Origin of the sequence: Pseudomonas sp. Z1-14 (genome assembly GCF_051132005.1) — a bacterium.
Classification (GTDB): domain Bacteria; phylum Pseudomonadota; class Gammaproteobacteria; order Pseudomonadales; family Pseudomonadaceae; genus Aquipseudomonas.
In genome coordinates, this window is the sequence record NZ_CP071646.1 from 2,976,620 (window position 1) to 2,991,027 (window position 14,408).

Sequence of the window (14,408 nt, forward strand, 5' to 3'; positions counted from 1 at the left end):
GCTCCCGCTGGGCTGCAAAGCAGCCCCACAGGCAATCACTTCATTTCGCCAGGCACACCGCAGCGCCTGGTTTGCGGCGGCTGCGCCACCGAGCGGGAGCAAGCTCCCTCGCCACGAAAGCACTCTTCACATGGCGCAGCTAGCGCCTCAGCCGCATTCACCCTGTGGGAGCGGGCTTGCTCGCGAAAGCGGTGGGTCAGCCGGAAATTATGTGGCTGATACGCCGCCTTCGCGAGCAAGCCCGCTCCCACAGTTATTTCGCCAAGCCATAAAAGCGTCAATGAAACGTTACACATCGACAATCCGCACAACCGTTTATCAGTTTTTTGACACTTCGCCGATATGCGGTCACAACTTTTTCGCTCCGCTGGGTCATAACACGGTGGTCGCCGATGGAATATTGGCAGTCACTTAGGTTTTTAGCCTGATACGGAGATAAGTCCATGATTTTCAACGTACAAGATTTTGGCGCCAAAGGAGATGGCGTCACCGACGACACGGCGGCCATACAAAGCGCGATCGATGCGGCAGCGGCCGCGGGCGGTGGCCAGGTGTACATGCCCACCGGCACCTACATCGTTTCGGGAGGCGAGGAACCCTCCGATGGCTGCCTGATGCTCAAAAGCAACGTCTACCTGTACGGCGACGGCATGGGCGACACCACGGTCAAGCTGGCCGACGGATCGGACACCAAGATCACCGGCATCATCCGCTCGGCCTATGGCGAGGAAACCCACGACTTCGGCGTCAGCAACCTCACCATCGACGGTAACCGCGACGCCACCACCGGCAAGGTGGACGGCTGGTTCAACGGTTATATTCCCGGCGAGGAAGGCTACGACTCCAACGTCACCCTCGATAGCGTCGAGATCAAGGACTGCTCCGGGTACGGCTTCGACCCGCATGAGCAGACCGTCAACATGGTCATCAAGAACAGCGTGTCCCACGGCAACGGCCTGGATGGCTTCGTCGCCGACTTCCTCAGCGACAGCACCTTCGAAAACAATATTGCCTACGACAACGACCGCCACGGTTTCAACGTCGTCACCAGCACCCACGATTTCACCATGACCAACAACGTCGCCTACAACAACGGCGGCAACGGCATCGTGGTGCAGCGCGGCAGCGAAGATATCCCCTCTCCCAGCAACATCACCATCACCGGTGGCGAGGTCTACGGCAACGGCGCCGAGGGCGTGCTGGTCAAGCTGTCCAGCGACGTGACCGTTACCGGCGTCGATATCCATGGCAACGCCAGCGCCGGGATCCGCATCTACGGCAGCAACCATGTCGAGGTCATCGACAACACCCTCAACAACAACTCGTTGGGCGGCGCGGTGCCGGAAATCATCATCCAGTCCTATGACGACACCCTCGGTGTGTCCGGCAAGTACTTCAACGGCAGCGACAACCTGATCCAGGGCAACGTCATCAGCGGCAGCAACCTGTCCACCTACGGCGTCGCCGAGCGCAACGAAGACGGCACCGATCGCAACGCGATCATCGCCAACACCATCAGCCACACCAGCAAGGGCGCCACGCTGGTCTATGGCGATGGCAGCTATGTCAGCGCCACCGTGCCGATGACCACCGTGCAAGGCACGGCGGGCAACGACATCCTTACGGGCACCGCCGCCAGCGAAATTTTCTACGGCGCGGCCGGCAACGACACCATCAATGGCGCGGCCGGGAGCGATATCCTGGTGGGCGGCGCGGGCGTCGACAAACTCACCGGTGGCACGGGCGCCGATACGTTCCGCTTCACCAGCCAGTCCGACAGCTATCGCAATGCAACGGCAAGCTTCGATGACACCATCACCGACTTCGACGTGACACAGGACAAGATCGATCTTGCTGGCCTCGGCTTCACCGGCCTGGGTAACGGTCGCGGCGGCACCCTGCAAGTCAGCTACAACGCCAGCAGCGACCGCACCTATATCAAGGACTACGACGCCGATGCCAGCGGCAATCGCTTCGAGCTGATTCTCTCGGGCAACCTGGCGAGCACCCTGACGGCGGGCAACTTCATCTTCAATCGGGTCATCACCGGCACCACCGGCAGCGACTCTTTGTTGGGCAGCGACGCCGCCGATACCTTGCTCGGCCTGGCCGGCAACGACAGCCTCAGCGGTGGCGCGGGCGACGACAAGCTCGACGGCGGCGCCGGCATGGACACCCTCACGGGCGGCGCCGGGGCGGACACCTTCGTGTTCGCCAACCGGCTGGACAGCTACCGCAACTACAACACCGGTGGCGCCAACCTGGGCGATTTGATCACCGACTTCAACATCGCTGCCGACAAGATCGATCTCTCCGCCATGGGCTTCACCGGCCTGGGCGACGGCAAGAACAATACCGTCTACCTGGTGCTCAACAGCGCCGGCACCAAGACCTACATCAAATCCCTGGAGGCCGATGCCAATGGCAACCGCTTCGAAGTGGCACTGGACGGCAATTACCTCAACACCCTGACCAGCGCCAACTTCGTCTTCGCGACAACATCGCCGACCAACCAGGCACCGGTGCTGGCCACGCCATTGCTGGACCAGAACGCCAGTGAGAAGACGCCCTTCAGCTACGTGGTGCCGGCCACCAGTTTCACCGATCCGGACAATGACAGCCTCAGCTACACCGCCAAGCTGGCCGATGGCAGCGCCCTGCCCAGCTGGCTGACGTTCGACGCCGCCACCCGCACCTTCAGCGGCACCCCACCCGACACGGCATCGGGCACTTACTCGATCCAGGTCACCGCGACCGACGGCAGCAACGCGACCGTCAGTGACAGCTTTACCCTGGCGGTGCAGGACGTGCCCGGCTCGGTGGTGATCAACGGCACACCAAACAACGACACGCTGACCGGCACCGTCGCCAACGAACAGATTTTCGGTGGCGCGGGCAACGACACCCTCAATGGCGCAGCGGGCAACGACATCCTGGTGGGCGGCACGGGCGTGGACAAACTCACCGGCGGCACGGGCGCCGATGTGTTTCGCTACACCTCCAAGCTCGACAGCTACCGCACCGGTTCCACCAGCGCCAGTGACCAGATCCTCGATTTCGACGTGGCCGCCGACAAGATCGATGTCGCGGCGCTGGGCTACACCGGCCTGGGCAACGGGCTCAACGGGACGCTGCAAGTCAGTTACAGCTCGTCAACCAACCGCACGTACCTGAAGGACCTCACGGTCGATGCCAACGGCAACCGCTTTGAAATCTCCCTGGCGGGAAATTTCGTCAGCAGCCTGACCGCCAATCACTTTGTCTTTGCCGACCAGAACACCCCGACCAACGTGGCGCCGGTGGTAGTCACTCCGCTGCTCGACCAGAACGCCAGCGAAAGCACGCCGTTCAGCTACACGGTGGCCAACAACAGCTTCAGCGACGCCAACCAGGACGTGCTGACCTACACCGCGACCCTGGCCAATGGCAGCGCCCTGCCCTCGTGGCTGAGCTTCAACGCCGGCACGCTGACTTTCAGCGGCACGCCCACCAGCACTGCGTCCGGCAACTACGACGTGCTGGTCAAGGCCACCGATCCGTCCGGCGCATCGGTCAGCGACAGCTTTGCCCTGGTGGTCGCCGATGCGCCCGCCAACACCATCACCGGCACGGCCAATGCCGAAAGCCTCAACGGTACGGTGGGCGCCGACCTGATCCTCGGCCTGGGTGGCAACGACACCATCAAGGCTGGGACCGGTGCCGACATCATCGACGGTGGCGCCGGAAGGGACTCGCTGTATGGCGACGCCGGCGCCGACACGTTCCGCTACAGCAACCTGTCCGACAGCTACCGGGACTACGACACCGGTGGCGTCACGGCCACGGACACGATTTATGACTTCACCGTCGGCGTCGACAAGATCGACGTCTCCGGGCTGGGTTTCCTCGGCCTCGGCGACGGTAGCAACGGCACGCTCTACATGACGTTGAATGCGGCCGGCGACAAGACCTATGTCAAGTCCAGCCAGGCTGATGCCGATGGCAACCGTTTCGAGATCGCCCTGAACGGCAACTACCTCAACACCCTGACCGCCAGTGATTTCGTCTTCGGCGAACGCGCCCAGCAAGACATCCTCTACCTGCCGACGCTCGGCCAATCCAACGCACGCCTGCTGCGCATGAGCGAGGATGATGATCAGTCCGGCACCTCGATGCTGGTCAATGGCCTGAACAAGTACACCACCTATGACGTGCGCAGCCAGTTCAGCGACGCCGACGGCAACGGCATCGACATCGCAGTGGGTGGCAGCACGGTCAACGGCTTGTCGACCCTGGGCGCCGAGGAGCTGAAGTTGTGCTGGTGGCTGACCGACACCAACCAACCCGGGCCGGCATTGCTGCGCGCCGTGACCTTGTTGCGCGACCAGCTCACCGAACTCAAGGCCATCGACAACGTGACCATGGGTATCATCTGGGGCCAGGGCGAGGAAGCCGCCCAGGAGATCGCCCGCTCCACCGACAAGGCAGCGGCTGCGGCGGCCTACAAGGCGTCGACGCTGAAGGTTTTCGATTACCTGCACGCCCAACTCGGCAATTTCAACGTGTACCTGATGGAAACCGGTCACTACGAGCAGGACGCCGCGCGTGCCCGTGGTTACTCGGAGGAAAAGATTGCTTCCATCGTCGAGGGTGTGGGCTACGTCCGCGCCGTCCAGGAAGCCATCGCCGCCGAGCGCGCCGATGTGAAACTGGCGGTGGACTACAACGACCTGCCCTTGCGTTATGAAGTCGATCCGTTGGTGTATCCCGACGATGTCTGGCACCTGCACGAGGAGTCAGCGGAAATCGTCGGGCAGCGCCTGGCGGACTACATCGCCAATGACCTTGGCTTCCAGGGCAACCCCAACGACAACAACAGCGTGCAGGATATTTTCGACGGCGCGCAGAATGAGGGCGGGAAAATTTCCGGCACCGACCAGGCCGACACCCTGGTAGGCAGTTCCGGCAACGACATACTGGACGGTGACCTGGGTGCCGACTCGTTGACCGGCGGCGATGGTAACGACATCTACGTCGTCGACAACGCGTTCGACAGCGTGGTGGAAACCAACACCTCGACTTCGCAGATCGATACGGTACAGGCCTCGGTCAGTTGGACCCTGGGCGCCAACCTGGAAAACCTGGTGCTGACCGGCGTGTCGGACATCGACGGCACCGGTAACGAACGGCGCAACTTCATCACCGGTAATGCCGCCAACAACGTGCTCGATGGCGCGGTGGGAGCGGACAGCATGAGCGGCGGCGACGGCAACGACACCTACTACGTCGACAACGCCAGCGATACCGTGATCGAGACCAGCAGCAACCCGGTGTCCGGCGGCATCGACGGGGTCCACAGCAGCCTCGCTACCTACACCTTGGGCAACAACGTGGAGAATCTGTACGTCGACAGCGCCGGGGCCGCCAACGGGATCGGTAATGCACTGAACAACACGCTGTTCGCCGGCGTGGGCGACAACGTCCTGGACGGACGCGATGGCAACGACACTGCCTCCTACGACCGGGCCCTGGCCGGGGTGACCGTGAACCTGTCGACATCCGCACAGCAGAACACCGTCGGTTCCGGGCTCGACACGCTGAAGTTCATCGAGAACCTGACGGGCAGTGCCTACGCGGATACGCTGTCGGGCAACAGTGCCGGGAACATCCTCAACGGCGGTGCCGGCAATGACACGCTGGTGGGCGGCTCGGGCGATGACCGGCTGATCGGCGGCGCCGGCACTGATAACCTCACCGGCGGCACTGGCGCAGATACCTACGCGTTTACTGCGCTGTCGGACATGGGCGTCGGCGCCGCGCGGGATGTGATCAACGGCTTCAAGACGGCTGAGCTGGATAAACTGGACTTCACCGGCCTGGACGCCAACCCGCTGACCGCCAGCATCGATGCCTTTACCTTCATCGGCAGCAACGCCTTCGACGCCAGCAACGCCACCGGCCAACTGCGTTTTGTCGATGGCATCCTCTACGGCAGCGTCAATGCCGACGCCACCGCCGAGTTCGAGTTCGAACTGGTGGGCGTCAAGGAGCTGCACGCCAGCGACTTCACCGCCTGAGTGAACGAGGGGGCTGCTGCGCAGCCCAGCGGGAGCAAGCTCCCTCGCCACAACAGCACTGATGAAGCAAACCCTGTGGGCAGGAAGCATCGGGCCCAGGGCGGTGTCCCCTGTGGGAGCGAGCCTGCTCGCGAAAGCGGTGTGCCAGGCTGAACGACATTGAACGTACTGCCGTCATCGCGAGCAGGCTCGCTCCCACACGGTGCTTCCGTGGCGAGGGAGCTTGCTCCCGCTGGGGTGCGCAGCAGCCCCAAAAAGGTTGATGGGGGTCCAGCCTGACACAGCGCGGTGATTGGCTTTGGGGGCGCTTCGCACCCCAGCGGGAGCAAGCTCCCTCGCCACAACAGCATTGATGAAGCAAATCCTTGTGGGCAGGAGGCATTGGGGCTCAAGGCAGCGTCCCCTGTGGGAGCGAGCCTGCTCGCGAAAGCGGTGTGCCAGGCTGAACGGCGTTGAATGAACTGCCGTCATCGCGAGCAGGCTCGCTCCCACACGGTGCTTCCGTGGCGAGGGAGCTTGCTCCCGCTGGGGTGCGCAGCAGCCCCAAAAAGGTTGATGGGGTCCAGCCTGACACCGCGCGGTGATTGGCTTTGGGGGCGCTTCGCACCCCAGCGGGAGCAAGCTCCCTCGCCACAGAAGCGATGCGGCTCGGCAGGTTCCTTAGAACAGGCTTTGCACCTGTTCCAGCACCGCGCGGTTCATCTGGCCGGTGTGGGTGTGCAGGCTTACATAACTTTCGAGCATGTCGAGCTTGGTATCGAGCAGGTCGCGGCGTGCCTGGAACAGGCGTTGCTGAGCATCGAGAATGTCGACCGTCGAGCGCACGCCGCCCTGGAAGCCCTTCTCGGTCGACGTCAGCGCCCGCTGGTTGGATTCCACCGCCCGTAGCATCGCCTTGCTCTTGGCGAAGCCCGCCACCACGCCCAGGTAATCGGTTTCGATAGCCTCGGCCAGCTCCTGACGCTGCACATCGTAATCGGACTGCGCCCCGGCCAGCTGGGCCTCGGCCTTGGCCACCGATGCACGCACCGCGCCGCCGCGATACAACGGGATATCCAGTTGCACCCCGACGTAGTAAGTGTCCTGGCGCGGGTCGAGCTCCTGGTACTGGCGGGTTTCCCGACGGGTCAACTGAGTGGTGAGCGACAACGTTGGATAATGCCCGGCGCGCTGGCTGTCGGCCTGGGCCTCGGCGACTTTTACCGCCGCCAACCGCGCCGCCAGCTCCGGACTGGCCTCACGGGCAATCGTTGTCCAATACGGCAGATCCTGCTCCGGCGGGATCGGGCTGCCGGCGGGGAGTTCTTCGCGCATCGCCTGGATGTCGTCGATCGGCACGCTGGCCCGCCCCGACAGTGCTCGCAGCGCAGCCACGCGGCGGGCTTGGGCTTCGGTTTCCTGAGCCTCGACCAGATCGAGCCGGGCCTGGGCCTCGTCGATATCGGTGATCGCTCCCTGGCCGCCCTCATAGAGCTTTTTGCTCTGGAGGACCAAGCCACTGATAGCGGTTTTCTGCTGGGCGATCAGCTTGAGTTCGTTCTCGGCCCGGGCCACGTCGAAATAGCCCTTGGCGACCCGATCGAACAGGGTCTGGCCGGCCACGTCGAATTGCTGGCTACCCAGCGCCCCCCGCGCCTTGCCTTCCTGATAAGCCGCCCAGCGCCCCTTGTCATAGAGCGCCTGCTGTGCCGCCAGGGTCACACTGTTCGCCTGGTAATCGTTGCTGTTGACGTAACTGCTGTCGTCGCCGCCATCGGTACGCCCGCCATAGCCATAACGCGACGACAGCGACACTTGCGGATAAAGACCGCCACGGCCGATCGCCTCCTCCTGCCGCGACGCATCGTAGGCGTGGGTCGCTGCCTGCAAGGTCGGATCGTTGAGGCGCGAGGCATCGTAAGCGGCGATCAGGCTCAGTCCACCCTCCGCCGCCCAGACGGGGCCGATCACCGCCCAACTGGTGCACAGGCTCAACAGCACACGGACGCCATAACGGCAACGGTCGGTCATGCTCATTCCTCTTTGAAGGCCGCCAGCAAGCGTTCGCGCAAGGGTTTCATCAGGTAATTCATCAAGGTCCGTTCACCGGTCACCACGGTGACGTCGGCAAGCATGCCGGGGCGCACCAGCAGCCCGGCGCCCTGCAGCGAAACGACGGTGTCGGCGGGAATCTCGACCTTGGCGGAGAAATATGGCTGGTGGGTCTGCTGGTCGATCAACTGGTCCGCCGACACGGTGGTGATCGTGCCGGTTACCGTCGGCGTGTCCACCCGTTGCAACGCAGTGAAATGCACGTGCACCGGCAGACCCGGGCTGAGTTTGTTGGCCATCAGCGGATCAAAACGCGCGGTGATCGCCATCGGCGCATCCAGCGGCACTACCTGCATCAGCGTCTGCCCAGCCTGGGCGACCCCGCCGACCGTATGGATCGACACGTCCATGACCTGCCCCGCCACCGGCGCGCGGATCGCCCCGTTATCCACTTCAAACTGCAAGGCGCGGATCTGATCGGCATAACCGGCGGCCTCGGCCGAGACCTCGCTGAGTTGGGTTTCGGCATCGCGCCGGAATTCCTGCTGCGCCTGCAAGGCCTTGAGCCGGCTTTCGTTGATTGCCTGGCGCGTGCGGCCGACATCGCCAATGCCGGAAGCGATCTGCCCGGCCAGTTGCGCCGCGTTGCGCTCGGCCTCGAAGAGTTTGTTGCGCGGCACGTAGCCTTCCCGAGCCAATTCGCGCAAACCTTCAAGCTCTTGCTGCTGAAAACGCATCTGCGCGTCGTAGTTGCGCTTGACCCCTTCATAGCCCTGCAACTGTTGCTGCAAGGCGCCGACTTCATGTTCGATGATCTGCAGGCGGCTGCCCAGTTCGGCACGGCGCGTCAGGAACAGTTGCTTCTGCAGCGCCATGGCCGCCTTGACGCGCGGCTCCTCGGCGCGCTCCAGCAATTGCGCCGGCCAGTGGATTTCATCGGCGCCGAGGCGCTCGGCCATCAAGCGCGCCTCGATGCTGCGGTCATTGAGCAGCTTGCCCAGGGTCACGTCCAACTGCGCTTGGGCCTGCACCGTGTTGAGCTGCACCAGCAACTGGCCCTGGCTGACGCGGTCGCCGTCGCTGACCAGCAGCTTTTCCACGACCCCGCCCACCAGCGATTGCACCGCCTTGCGCTCGCCCGCCACTACCACGGTGCCGCTGCCGACCACACCCTGGTCGAGCGGCGCCAGGCACGCCCAAAGCAGGAAACCGCCCAAGGTCAGGGCCAGGAAGACCACGCCGTAGCGCGCCGCGCCGCCGGCATCGGTACTGGCGTTGGGCAGCGTGTTGCTGCTGAGCACGCTCAAGCCGTGGTCGCCGTGGGCCGGCGTCGCCGGTTTCAAATCACGCATCTTTACCCGCCTCCCGCACGGCCGTCGGCCTTGGGCCTGGCATCAGCGCCTTGAGCACCCGGTCGCGCGGGCCGAACGCCTGCTGGGTACCGTCCTTCAGCACCAGGATGTGATCCACTACCGCCAGAACGTTGGGCCGGTGGGTGATCAACACCACCGTGCTGCCGGCGGCCTTGAGCACACCGATGGCCTGCACCAGCGCGAGTTCGCCGGCTTCGTCTAGGTTGGAATTGGGCTCGTCGAGGACGATCAGCGAAGGGCTGCCATAAAGCGCACGGGCCAGGCCCAGGCGTTGCTTCTGTCCGCCGGACAGGCCAAGCCCGCCGGGACCCAGCGGCGTGTCGTAGCCCTTGGGGAATCGCAGGATCATTTCGTGAATGCCCGCGTTGCGACTGGCGGCGATGATCTTGTCGGCGTCCTGCTCGCCGAAACGGGCAATATTGTCGGCGACACTGCCATCGAACAGCTCGATGTCCTGGGGCAGATAACCGAGGTACGGGCCCAAGGCGTCATGGGACCACTGGCTGATCTCGGCATCGTCCAGCCGCACCGAGCCACCCATGGCCGGCCACACGCCAACCAATGCCCGAGCCAAGGTCGATTTGCCGCTGGCGCTGGGCCCGACCACCGCCAGTACCTCGCCCTTGTCCAGGCTGAAATTGATGCCACGCAGGAGCGGCTGCGTCGCTCCGGGTGGCCCCACGTAGAGCTGCTCCAGGCGCACCGCGCCCGTTGGCGGTGGCAATGGCATACGCAGGCGATCGCGAGGATGTTGCGCGAGCAGCTGGCTCAGACGCTGGTAACTCTGGCGACCGGCGTTGAATTGCTTCCACGAACCAATGGCAATTTCCACCGGCGCCAGGGCACGCCCCAGCAACAACGACATGGCAATCATCATGCCCGCCGACAATTGCCCTTCGAGTACCAGCAGCGCCCCCAGCCCCAAGGCCAGGGACTGGCCGGAAATCCGCACGAAACGGGTCGCCGAAGTGATACGCGCACCGCGATCACTGGCATGCGCCTGCGCCGCGATGATCCGTTGCTGCAGCAGGCTCCAGCGCTGGCGCAGCGGCCCGAGCATGCCCAGGGCCTGGATGACCTCGGCATTCTGCAGAGTGCTGTTGACGTAGACCGACGATTGCACGCCCAGCCGATTGGCCTCCCCCAGGCGCGTGCGGGTCGCCAGCTCGCCCCACAGTGCCAGGCCGACCAGCAACGCTGCGAGGATAAGGGTCAGCACGCCAAACCAGGGGTGGATGATGAACGCCACCAGCAGGAAAATCGGCAACCACGGTGCATCGAGCAAGGCGATCAGCCCCTGGCCGGTAATCAGTTGGCGCAAGGTGGTCAAATCACTCAGCACCTGCGCCGGGTTGGCGTTGTGCTCGCGCAGGCTGCGGGCGAACGCCGCATCGAAAATCCGCTCGCCCAAGGCATCGTCCAGCCCCGCGCTCATACGGATCATCACTTCGCCCCGCACCCACTCGATCAAGGCACTGAACATGAACAGCCCGAGAGCGATCAAGGTGAGCATGAACAGCGTGGTTTCGTTGCGACTGGTGAGGACCCGATCGTAGACCTGCATCATGTACAGCGATGGCACCAGCACCAGCAGATTGATCACGCCGCTGAAGAGGGCCAGCGACCAGAATACCCGGCGATAACTCAACAAAGCGGCGTCGATGTCATGCCGAGGATCAAGAAAAAAACCCATAGAGAATCAACCCGCAAAAGGAATAAACGGTCCCGGCGCAATCCATTGCGAGCTATTTGCCTTGAGGCGTCAGAAAAAAAGCGCCATGTAGCTGACATTGTCGCCATCGGTGGCGAACGTCGGTGCTACGGGCGCCAAGTACTGACAACGTAAGCAAGGGTTAGTTGCCGGAGGGAGTTTGGGGTTTTTTAGGCGATCAGTAAAGGAAGGGGCTGCTGCGCAGCCCAGCGGGAGCAAGCTCCCTCGCAACGGGAATGTCTTAGGCCGAGGGTCTATGGAGGCTAGCCGAGGAAACCGCCTCTTCAGGCTGCGGAGATTGCCGCGAAGTCACCAGGCCGACGAAGGAAATGACCAAGGCCAGGCCTAGGGTGGTGCTCACTTCGCTGCGGTGCTCAGGAGTCACCATCATCACCGCCAGGGCCGCGCAGATAAACACGATCACCGCCCAGGTGAGCCAGGGAAACAGCCACATGCGAAAGCCCAGCTCGACGCCCTGGCGAAGCAGCTTGCGACGCATACGCAACTGGGACACGGCGATCGCCAGATACACCAGCAAGGCGATGGCGCCGGAGCTGGCGAGCAGGAACTGGAACAACCCGGCCGGCATGAAGTAGCTGAACAAGGTGATGCCCAAGCCCAGTACCGTACTGGCTATCACCGCTGCCCGGGGCACGCCAGCGGACGAAGTCACTTCCACCGCCCTCGGCGCATCACCACGCCGGCCGAGGGAATAGAGCATGCGTGAAGCAATGTAGATAGAAGAGTTCATGCAACTGGCCACGGCGATCAATACCACCACGTCCACCATGAATTTGGCGTGGGGAATGTTCATCAACTCCAGTGCCCGCTGGTAGGAGCCCACCGAGGCCAGGAGCGGATCGTTCCAGGGCACCACGGAAATCACCACGAAGATCGACAGCAAATAAAACACGCCGATGCGCCAGATCACCGAGCGCGTGGCCTTGGCGATGTTCTGTGCCGGGTTGCTGGATTCGGCGGCGGCAATCGTCACCGCCTCCGTACCAATGAAACTGAACATGATGGTGATGAAGGCCCCGACCACGGCGGACAAGCCATTGGGCGCGAACCCGCCGTGTTCCTCCATCAAGCGACTCAAGCCGCTGGCTTCGCGCTCGGGAATCCAGCCCATCAGCACGGCGAATCCCAGGGAGATGAAACCGATGATCGCGATCACCTTGGCCATGGCGAACCAGAACTCGAACTCGCCGTATTTGGACACGCTGAACAGATTGGTCACGGCCAGGGCAATGATCGACACCGAGGCAAACAGCCAGGCATCAACGGAGGGAAACCACTGGTTGAATACATGACCCGCGGCGAGCGCCTCGATGGGAATCACCAGCACCCAGAACCACCAGTACAACCAACCGATGGTGAAGCCTGCCCAGCGTCCGATCGCCTGGTCGGCGTAGGTGGAGAACGAGCCGGTGTCTGGCCGGGCTACCGCCATTTCGCCAAGCATGCGCATGACGAGCACCACCAGCAGACCGGAAAAAAGATAAGCCAACATGACGGCCGGACCGGCAGCGGCGATCGCATGGCCCGAGCCGACAAACAGGCCGGCGCCGATGATCCCGGCGATTGAAAGCATGGTGACGTGACGAGGCTTGAAGCCCTGCGCCAAGTGGCCGTTCGAATCCTTGAAGCTCGGGCTGGTCATGGTTTTTTATTCTCTTGTCGACATTGAGGCGTGTCGAGGGACCGTCGGTGCTGCTGGTTTCGCTCCTCCTCAAAGCGGCACACCCTGGATGTCTGATCCGTCCCTCGCGAATTGGGCTCTGCAGTAAAGTTGAGCCACGTTACCCGCCTACACTCCCGAGTTAGTTACCTGTGAGCGCCGCCTTTTTGCCTGATCTCGCCAAACCCGGTTCTGCGTAGAGACTCTGCGGCTGACGACGAAGGCGGCTCATCGCCTTAAGCATATAACCCTATGTTATTTGTTTTATTTTTTTTAGATCATTTAGATTAAGCCTTAAGCCCAATGGCTTCGCACGGTGATACCACCAAGGAGCGTTGGTCCTCACCCAATCATCACCGCACTCTCATAAACGGGCCACCGTCATGCAGCTTCTTACGCTTCCTCCCTCCCCCGGCCTGGCTACCTCGATCCGCGCCACGGCCCAAGTGTTCGCCGATCCCAGCTCCCAGGCACTGCTGACGCACTTGCAGCAAGTCGCGCCCAGTGACGCCAGCGTGTTGATCATTGGCCAGACCGGTACTGGCAAGGAGCTGGTCGCCCGCCACGTCCATAACCTCAGTGCTCGACGCGACAAACCGTTCGTGGCGGTGAACTGCGGGGCGTTTTCCGAGACGCTGGTGGAAGCCGAGTTGTTCGGCCATGAAAAAGGCGCGTTCACCGGCGCCTTGACCGCCAAGGCCGGGTGGTTCGAAGAAGCCGACGGCGGCACGCTGTTCCTCGATGAAATCGGTGACCTGCCATTGCCGATCCAGGTCAAGCTGCTGCGCGTTCTACAGGAGCGCGAAGTGGTCCGCCTCGGCTCGCGCAAGCCCATCAGGATCAATGTGCGGGTGCTGGCGGCCACCAACGTGCAACTGGAAAAAGCCATCAACGCCGGGCATTTTCGTGAAGACCTGTATTACCGACTGAGTGTGGTCAGCCTGGTGCTCAAGCCGTTGCGCGAGCGTCCCGGCGACATCCTGCCGCTGATTCGCCATTTCATCGCCGAGTACAGCCGCAGGCTCGGTCATGGCGAGGTGACGCTGGATGCCCAGGCCCAGCGCAAACTGCTCGACTACTCGTGGCCGGGAAATATTCGCGAACTGGAAAACGTCATCCACCACACCTTGCTGATCTGCCGCAACAAGGTGATCGGCGTGCAGGATCTGCACCTGTCGAACTTTCGCATCGAGCGCCAGGACGCGTCCCAGGACAACACGCCGCAAACCACCGAGGCACTGCTGGAAAAAGCCTTCGAGCAACTGCTTGAGCAAGCGCACGGCGATGTCTATGAAAAAGTCGAAGCTGCCCTGCTGCGCACCGCCTACCGCTACGCCAGTTGCAACCAGGTCCACACCGCAAGCCTGTTGGGCCTGAGCCGCAACGTCACCCGCAGCCTGCTGATCCGGATCGGCGAGCTGGTGGTCAACAAACGGCGCCCGGCGCTGAGTACGCGCGATGGTCGGGTGGTGAACCTTTCAACCTGAACTCACTTACCAACCGTGGCGAGGGAGCTTGCTCCCGCTGGGCTGCGAAGCAGCCCCGAACCAGTCGCT

At 62.9% G+C, this 14,408-nt stretch carries 6 protein-coding genes; 2 read left to right on the forward strand and 4 right to left on the reverse strand.

The window, feature by feature from the left end; all coding sequences use genetic code 11:
* Window positions 1-443 precede the first annotated feature (443 nt).
* Entirely contained in the window at window positions 444-6,056 is a 5,613-nt protein-coding gene (locus J3P89_RS13475; protein ID WP_434697852.1) for a putative Ig domain-containing protein, read from the forward strand.
* Between the two features lie 660 nt (window positions 6,057-6,716).
* Here the strand turns inward: J3P89_RS13475 and J3P89_RS13480 are convergent.
* From J3P89_RS13480 to J3P89_RS13495, 4 genes are all read right to left on the reverse strand, one after another.
* Window positions 6,717-8,066, reverse strand: coding sequence for a TolC family outer membrane protein (locus tag J3P89_RS13480; protein WP_434568613.1), 1,350 nt, complete (start codon window positions 8,064-8,066; stop codon window positions 6,717-6,719).
* A 2-nt stretch (window positions 8,067-8,068) separates the two neighbouring features.
* Window positions 8,069-9,439: an HlyD family type I secretion periplasmic adaptor subunit gene (locus J3P89_RS13485; protein WP_434697853.1), complete on the reverse strand. Its 1,371-nt coding sequence runs from the start codon at window positions 9,437-9,439 to the stop codon at window positions 8,069-8,071.
* On the reverse strand, window positions 9,432-11,153 hold the full coding sequence (locus J3P89_RS13490; RefSeq protein ID WP_434697854.1) for a type I secretion system permease/ATPase: 1,722 nt from the start codon (window positions 11,151-11,153) through the stop codon (window positions 9,432-9,434). The genes J3P89_RS13485 and J3P89_RS13490 overlap by 8 nt, the downstream gene beginning before the upstream one ends.
* 259 nt (window positions 11,154-11,412) lie before the next feature.
* A complete protein-coding gene (locus J3P89_RS13495) occupies window positions 11,413-12,834 on the reverse strand; it encodes an amino acid permease (RefSeq protein ID WP_434697855.1) in 1,422 nt (473 codons plus the stop codon).
* Window positions 12,835-13,235: 401 nt separating this feature from the next.
* Between J3P89_RS13495 and J3P89_RS13500 the strand changes: the two genes are divergently transcribed.
* Window positions 13,236-14,339 carry a sigma-54 interaction domain-containing protein gene (locus tag J3P89_RS13500; protein ID WP_434623937.1) on the forward strand — a complete coding sequence of 368 codons (1,104 nt, stop codon included), beginning with the start codon at window positions 13,236-13,238 and terminating at the stop codon, window positions 14,337-14,339.
* Window positions 14,340-14,408: the final 69 nt, after the last annotated feature.

Excerpts from the sequence above, each read along its gene's own strand:
- J3P89_RS13475 (WP_434697852.1), top strand. The coding sequence starts at position 444 with ATGATTTTCAACGTACAAGATTTTGGCGCCAAAGGAGATGGCGTCACC.
- J3P89_RS13480 (WP_434568613.1), bottom strand. The coding sequence starts at position 8,066 with ATGACCGACCGTTGCCGTTATGGCGTCCGTGTGCTGTTGAGCCTGTGC.
- J3P89_RS13485 (WP_434697853.1), bottom strand. The coding sequence starts at position 9,439 with ATGCGTGATTTGAAACCGGCGACGCCGGCCCACGGCGACCACGGCTTG.
- J3P89_RS13490 (WP_434697854.1), bottom strand. The coding sequence starts at position 11,153 with ATGGGTTTTTTTCTTGATCCTCGGCATGACATCGACGCCGCTTTGTTG.
- J3P89_RS13495 (WP_434697855.1), bottom strand. The coding sequence starts at position 12,834 with ATGACCAGCCCGAGCTTCAAGGATTCGAACGGCCACTTGGCGCAGGGC.
- J3P89_RS13500 (WP_434623937.1), top strand. The coding sequence starts at position 13,236 with ATGCAGCTTCTTACGCTTCCTCCCTCCCCCGGCCTGGCTACCTCGATC.